The sequence below is a fragment of the Thiolapillus sp. genome (assembly GCF_048562965.1).
GTDB lineage: Bacteria > Pseudomonadota > Gammaproteobacteria > Chromatiales > Chromatiaceae > Thiolapillus > Thiolapillus brandeum_A.
On sequence record NZ_JBHNMF010000700.1, the window covers coordinates 1 to 1,575 of the forward strand.

Sequence of the window (1,575 nt, forward strand, 5' to 3'; positions counted from 1 at the left end):
CAACTATTTTTTGAGATTTTTAGTGGTTTTTCTCCTCTGAAACTCTAAACTCTAGAATAATTGGAGGAGCGTGAAAATGAGAATCTTTTTATGGGCATTTCTTTCCCTGTCGTTTTTCAGTCAAGCCACCCTGGCGGATAAGGCGCCACAGCTGAAGGCAAGCTATCAGGCCAAACAGGTGGCCGATGGCGTATACGTGATACATGGCCCCAAGGGTGTGCCATCGCCCGAAAACCAGGGTTTCATGAACAACCCGGCTTTCGTGATGACTGCGGACGGCGTGGTGGTGATTGATCCTGGCAGCAGTGTGCAGGTGGGCGAGATGGTGCTGGCCCAGATCCGCAAGATCACGGACAAACCCGTGGTGGCGGTGTTTGACACCCATGTTCACGGGGATCACTGGCTGGGTAATCAGGCCATTGCCGAAGCCTTTCCCAAGGTCAGGATCTATGCCCATCCGAAAATGATAGAACGGGTGGAAAAAGGTGCGGGTGCCCAGTGGCTGGAAGTGATGATGGACATGACCAAGGGGGCCACGGCGGGCACGAAAGTGGTTTCTGCCAACAGCCCGGTGGATGAAGGCAGCGTGATAACAGTCGGCGGGGTAGCATTTCATGTGCTGCATGACGGCAAATCCCACACGGACAATGACATCATGCTGCATCTGCCACCAAAGGGAGTGATCTTTCTCGGTGACAACGCCGGTTATGGCCGCATGCTGCGCCTCAATGACGGCAGCTTTCAGGGCAACATCAGGAACCTGAACCGGGCTTTGGCCACCGATGCCAGGGTGTTTGTGCCCGGCCACGGTCCTACGGCGGGACCGGAAGCGGCCACCGAGTACCGCGATTATCTGCAGACTGTCTATGATGGCGTGAAGGAGTTTTTCGAGGATGATCTGAGCGATTTCGAGATCAAACCGAAACTGCTGCCGCGGCTGGCGCGCTGGAAGGACTGGACGGATTTCGACAGCCTGGTGGGCAGCCATGTGAGTCTGGCCTATCTCGAGGTGGAGGCCGCGGAATTTTGACCCGGCCCCGGGTGGGGGTGAGCGCCTGCCTGCTGGGCCGGGCGGTGCGCTATGACGGCGATTCCCGCCCCCATGCCTGGATTTGCGATGTTCTGCCTGGCTTTGTCGAAATCGTTCCTTTCTGTCCGGAAACTGAAGCCGGTCTGGGCGTGCCGCGTCCGGCGGTGCATTTGGTGAAAGACCGCGGAACTGTCCGCCTTCTTGGTGTGTCCAATTCAGAATTGGATGTGACAATGGTGCTGAAGCAATGGATAGGGCAGCAGGAGCCCTTGCTCCAAAAGCTGGATGCACTGGTGTTCAAGGCACGTTCTCCCAGTTGCGGGTTGGACTCCACGCTACTTTAATGATCGGAATGGGATGTTGTTGTCTGCCCGAGCCAGTGGCATATATGCGGATTGGGTGAGGCGGCGGTTTCCTGCGATGCTGCTGTCGGATGACGTTGAACTGGAAAGCGAAAGGCAGCAAAAAGATTTTCTCCGGCGCCTGGGCGTTCACGAGGTTTGATGTATCGAATCAGTGCAGAAGCCCGGCAGTGCCGGAAAAAA

General features: G+C 56.3%; 2 protein-coding genes. Both read left to right on the plus strand.

Annotated features, from left to right (window positions below; genetic code table 11):
* Nucleotides 1-76: 76 nt before the first annotated feature.
* Complete coding sequence (locus ACOCD2_RS19305) at nt 77-1,030, plus strand: MBL fold metallo-hydrolase (RefSeq protein ID WP_293650014.1); 954 nt, start codon at nt 77-79, stop codon at nt 1,028-1,030.
* Nucleotides 1,027-1,374 (plus strand): DUF523 domain-containing protein, encoded by a 348-nt coding sequence (locus ACOCD2_RS19310; RefSeq protein WP_293650015.1) that lies wholly within the window; start codon nt 1,027-1,029, stop codon nt 1,372-1,374. The genes ACOCD2_RS19305 and ACOCD2_RS19310 overlap by 4 nt, the downstream gene beginning before the upstream one ends.
* Nucleotides 1,375-1,575 lie beyond the last annotated feature (201 nt).